Origin of the sequence: Algoriphagus sp. AK58 (assembly GCF_014324365.1) — a bacterium.
Classification (GTDB): Bacteria; Bacteroidota; Bacteroidia; order Cytophagales; family Cyclobacteriaceae; genus Algoriphagus.
The window spans coordinates 1-5,472 of the sequence record NZ_QEIG01000033.1 but is presented as its reverse complement, the minus strand read 5'-3'; the positions used below and the strand labels follow the sequence as shown (position 1 = coordinate 5,472).

Annotated in this window: 3 protein-coding genes; all 3 read left to right on the top strand. The window is 56.6% G+C overall.

The genetic code is table 11. The features are described from left to right. Nucleotides 1–2,048: gliding motility-associated C-terminal domain-containing protein (locus DDT91_RS20115; protein ID WP_222718693.1), on the top strand; the 2,048-nt coding region annotated here is incomplete at its 5' end. A gap of 12 nt (nt 2,049–2,060) precedes the next feature. Continuing rightward, nucleotides 2,061–3,032 (top strand): type IX secretion system membrane protein PorP/SprF, encoded by a 972-nt coding sequence (locus DDT91_RS20110; RefSeq protein ID WP_187177997.1) that lies wholly within the window; start codon nt 2,061–2,063, stop codon nt 3,030–3,032. 2 nt (nt 3,033–3,034) lie between these two features. Next, nucleotides 3,035–5,428 carry an OmpA family protein gene (locus DDT91_RS20105; RefSeq protein WP_255502208.1) on the top strand — a complete coding sequence of 798 codons (2,394 nt, stop codon included), beginning with the start codon at nt 3,035–3,037 and terminating at the stop codon, nt 5,426–5,428. Nucleotides 5,429–5,472: the final 44 nt, after the last annotated feature.

Below are 5,472 nucleotides of genomic sequence, written 5' to 3'. Positions count from 1 at the left end.
CAGTGACTACCCAGTACACCGCGACCTTGGCAGACATGAACAGCGGTTCAGTGGTGAACCTGGCTACGGCTTCGGGTACCGTTTCCGGCCAGACAGTAACTGACCAGGACGGCGTGACTGTATCCGCATTGCGTAATCCTTCCCTGAGTGTGGTTAAGACCGACAACGGGGCTGACGTGAAGGAAGCGGGCGAGGTTATTACTTATACCTTGACGGCGACTAATACAGGTAACGTAACGATTGAGAATGTGACGGTAACGGATCCGTTGACGGGTCTGAACCAGAATCTGGGCACGTTGAATCCTGGTGCGAGCGCGTCAGTGACGACCGAATATACAGTTACTCAGGCAGATGTTGACAGAGGCAGCGTATTGAACACTGTATTTGTGAAAGGTGACAGCCCTGACGGGGAAGATCCTGAGGGAGAAGACGAGATTGTGACCGAGATTGAGCAGACCCCTGCGATCGACGTAGAGATCACCGACAATGATGCGGAGATCACCGAGGTTGGTCAGGAGATTCCGTATACGATCACGGTGACCAACACGGGTAATGTGACCCTGACCAACGTGACGGTTGTGGACAGCAAGACGGGCACGGTGGTGAACGTGGGCACCTTGGCTCCGGGCGAGAGCAAGCAGATCGAGGTGAGCTATCCGGTGACTCAGGAAGATGTGGATGCGGGCAAAGTGACCAACGAGGCGACAGCTACGGGCGAGAGTCCGAACGAAGGGGACGACAATCCTACGGACGTGGATGAGGTGACTACCCCGATCACGCAGCTGCCGTCGATAGTAATAGAGAAGACTGCGGACAAGACGTCGATCTTCGGAGCGGGCGAGAAGGTGGTCTATACGTTGACGGTGACCAATACGGGCAACGTGACGCTGACAGGCATCTCGGTGAAGGATCCGCTGACGGGTCTGGAAGAGACGGTAGAGGTACTGTTGCCGGGCGAGTCTGCGGTGTTCGAGACCGAGTATGTGGTGACACTGGCTGACATGTCTGCCGGCAGCGTTGCCAACGTGGCGACGGTGAAGGCGACGACACCTGATGGCAAAGAAGTGGAAGACAGCGACGGAGTGACGATCGGTGCGGGCAAGAAGGAGATCATCGCCAACGACGACGAGTTTGGCAGCTACTTCCTGCGCTACGGAGGACCTATCGGGAACATACTGGACAACGACCGTCTGGACGGCCAGCGTCCTGACGCTGCGGATGTGGACTTTGAATTCACCGAACTGGACGGCATCATCGGTCTGTTGATCAACGACAACGGTGTGCTGAGTCTGATACCGGGCGTGAACGAGATCAGGGACTACAAGCTGCAATATGTGCTGAGAGAGACGGTGAATCCGGGCAACAGCGACGATGCGTTTGTGTTCTTCAGGATTCTGAACAACGATGCGGATCTGTCGGTGAGCAAGGAAGCGCTGTCAGACGATGTGTTCGAAGGCGACCTGTTCGACTACGAGATCGTGGTGAGGAACGTGGGCCAGACGGATGCGACCAACGTGGTGTTGACGGACAACCTGCCAAGCGGGGTGACTTATCAGAGCCATGCGGTGACGGCGAACACGAGCGGCTCCCAGGTGACTGCGACGGTGAGCGGCAACAATCTGAGCTTTGCGATACCGTTTATGGGTCCTGGCAGTTCGGTGACGATCCGAATCAGAGTGAAGGCGGGTGCTGCGGGCACGGTGGTGAACACGGCGGTGGTAGGTTCTTCCGAGGACGACATCAACGAGGGTGACAACACGGATTCTGCACAGACGGAGATCCAGCCGTTCAGGATACCGAACGTGATCACGCCAAACGGAGACGGCAAGAATGACAGGTTTGAGATCAAGGGCTTGGGCAAGTATGCGAGCAACAGCATCGTGATCTTTAACAGGTACGGAGACCACGTCTTTGAGCGTGCGAACTACGGCAACGACTGGGATGCACCCGGTCAGGTAGCGGGTACCTACTTCTATGTACTGCGTGTGACCGGTACATCAGGAGAGACGACCGAGTTCAAGGGATGGATCCAAGTAATCAAAGACTAATCATCAAGTGCCATGAAAAGGACTTTAAAATCGATAGGAATACTCTCACTGGTGGCCATGCTGGCCACCGGGGGGGCTTTTGGGCAGCAGTTGCCCCAGTTCAGCCAGTACATTTTCAACGGGCTGCACGTGAATCCGGGGTATGCGGGCTACAAGGGAGAGCCGTACCTTCAGAGTACATACCGAAGCCAGTGGATTGATTTTCCGGGCGCACCGGAGACGTTCACGGTGACGGCGGACCTGAGTGCGAACGAGGGGACGATGGGCTTTGGATTTTCGCTGCTGAGCGACCAGCTGGGTCCTGCCAGGACGACGACGGGTCTGCTGACCTATGCATATCGTATCCAGACCGGGAGAAAGAGCTTCCTGGGTTTGGGAGCGAGCGTGGGGGTGTCGGAGTACATGATCGACGGGGCGCTGTTTGATCCGAATGACCAGGGGGATGTGTTGATACCGGAGGGCCGTGTGAACATGTTCACGCCGAACCTGAACACGGGGTTGTTTTTCCACAACGACAAGTTTTATGCGGGCTTCAGCGTGTACAACATGATCGGGAAGAATTCGCTGGAGCAGGAAGACATCGCGCTGGCGTACCATGATTTTCACTACTACCTGACCGCGGGAGCGATGCTGAACCTTTCGGACAACGTGGGATTCAAGCCGAGCTTTCTGATCCGTCAGGTGAAGGGAGCGCCGACCAACTACGACATCAACGGGATGTTTCTGTTTTTCGAGCGTCTGTGGGTGGGAGCCTCCTACCGTTCGAACATGAAGCTGTGGACGGAGGTGGACCAGGATCTGACCAGCCGCAACGCGGTGGCTGCGATCATCGAGGTGTTTGCCACGGACCGTCTGAGACTGGGGTATGCATATGACCAGAGTCTGAACGTGCTACAGGATTACCGCCACAACTCTCACGAGTTGTCGGTGGGCTTCTACATGATACCGCGTACGGCTAAGATGAAAAACCAAAGATGGTTCTGATTATGAAAAAGACACTGACAATATTGGGAATAGCGGCGGCACTTTGCTTGGGGAGCACCGCGGGCGTACAGGCGCAGAAGTCGAAGGTCCGGTATGCGGATGAGCAGATGGGGCTGATGAACTATCAGCACGCGCTGGACGTGTACAAGGAGGCGTATGCCAAGAAGCCCAACTATGAGACGGCCCGCAAGACGGCCGTGGCACAGGACAAGGTGAGGGATTACGCCCAGGCGTATGACTGGTGGAAGACGACGGCGGGGTATGAGGAAGTGACCAACGAGGATTACCTGCAGCTGCTCAGGACGGGTATTCTGTCGGACAATTTTGAGGAGGCGAAGTCTTTTCTGGAAGCGAAGGGGGTTACGGCCGAAACGCTGGGCCTCACCCCGGGGAGCATTCCGCAAAGTTCTCGGAACCTGAAGGTGACGGGAGTGGAAGGATTGAACTCCACGGAGTCTGACTTTTCGATGGTGGAAGACGGAGAGGGCAACAAGTACTTTGTGTCGGACCGGGGAGGCAGCTATACCAGGAAGATGCCGGGGATCCGGATCGACGGGCGTAACAAGTTTTTCAGTCCGGAGTCAAGCGGACAGACGGGCCGTGGATATTTTACGGTATACAGGCAGGACAAGGAAGGCAGCATCAGCCAGGTGGTGTCCAACGTTCCGGGTTCGGTGAGTTTTTCGGATCCGAGCTACGGTCCCAAAGAGAGGCTGTTGTTTTATTCGGTGACCCGTGACATCAAGAAGGTGAAGAAGAACCGTGACATCACGGTGCAGCCGGAGATATTTTACAGCAAGGTAGGCCCTGACGGGAAGCTGGAAGGGTTTGCGGCGTTTCCGTACAACGATTCGCTGGGCTATGCGGTGATGCATCCGTTTGTGGACGAGGAGAGCAGGAGACTGTACTTCGCCTCGGACATGCCCGGGGGCATGGGAGGCTTTGACCTGTACTATTCCGAATACACGGACAGCATGACGTTTTCGGCCCCGGTGAACCTGGGACCTTCGGTGAACACGGAAGGGAACGAGACGCATCCGTTCCGCAAGGACAACAAGTTTTACTTTTCCTCCACGGGCCACAAGGGTCTGGGGGGCATGGATATCTTCGAGGCGAACTACACGGCCTCATCGATCAGCAACGTGGTGAACATGGGTCTTCCGATCAACTCGCTGGCCGATGATTTTGCCTACCGTGAAGACAAGGACCGTACGGTGTACCTTTCTTCGAACAGAAGAGGGGGCATGGGGCTGGACGACATCTACATGGCCAAGGAGATGTACAAGCAGTTCCTGGCCAGGGTGCTGGACTGCAACGGTGCGGTGATCACGTCGAGCTATCTGGCGACCTTCCGTGACAAGACGCAGGGGATCATGGTACCGACGGCAAGAAACGGCAGGGGCGAGCTGACCGCACAGCTGGAGCCGGAGAGTGACTTCGGGATCAGCATCTCCAAGCCGGGGTACTTTACCCTGACCGACGAGAACATCAGCACGAAGGGCTTTTCGGGCGACACGGTGAAGCGGGAGTATGTGCTCAAGCCGATTCCGTACCAGCTGCCGGTGCATGTGGACATTGTGTACTATGACCTGGACAAGTTTGTGATCCGCAAGGACGCGATGCCGGCCTTGGACAAGCTGGCCGAGCTGATGCAGAAGTACAGCTTCCTGGACCTGCTGGTGGCCAGCCACACGGACTCCAGGGCGAGTGACGAGTACAACATCCGACTGTCCAACAACCGGGCGAAGGCGGTGACCGAATACCTGGGAGGCAAGGGCATCAGTGCGGACCGGGTGAGACTGGAGTGGTTTGGGGAAAGCCAGCTGGTGAACGACTGCGGCAACGGCAAGCCCTGTCCGGAGTCCAGCCACCAGCTGAACAGAAGATCCGAGCTGGTTCTGGAGGCCTTCCCTGATCCGACCAAGCAGTACGAGATTCCCCAGGAGCTGAAGGACATTGACTTCTGCGAGCCGGAGGACATCTTCGAGAAGATCCAGGAGGAGATCAACGACATTCCGACGATCTACTTTGACTTTGACAAGGCGATGCTTAGAAGTGTACACAAGCAGGAGCTGGAGCGCACGGCGGTGATGCTGAAGCGTATGCCGAACCTGATGCTGTACATCGAGGGCCACACCGACCAGCGCGGCAACGAGGAGTACAACCAGAAGCTGTCCGAGCGCAGGGCGCAGGCGGTGAAGGACTACCTGAAGAACCGAGGCATCGAGGAGAACAGGCTGGAGTCCCAGTGGTACGGCAAGACCCGTCCGATCCACGACTGCAACACGGTGACCTGTACCCCTGCGATGCACCAGCTGAACCGCAGGACCGAACTCCGTGTAGGCAAGACATCCTACGGCTATACGGGCAGACAGAAGAAAGTGGACACGATGTAAAAAACCAACCGGGCATGCTGCCCGGAATGAAGAGATAACGCAAA

Excerpts from the sequence above, each read along its gene's own strand:
- DDT91_RS20110 (WP_187177997.1), top strand. The coding sequence starts at position 2,061 with ATGAAAAGGACTTTAAAATCGATAGGAATACTCTCACTGGTGGCCATG.
- DDT91_RS20105 (WP_255502208.1), top strand. The coding sequence starts at position 3,035 with ATGAAAAAGACACTGACAATATTGGGAATAGCGGCGGCACTTTGCTTG.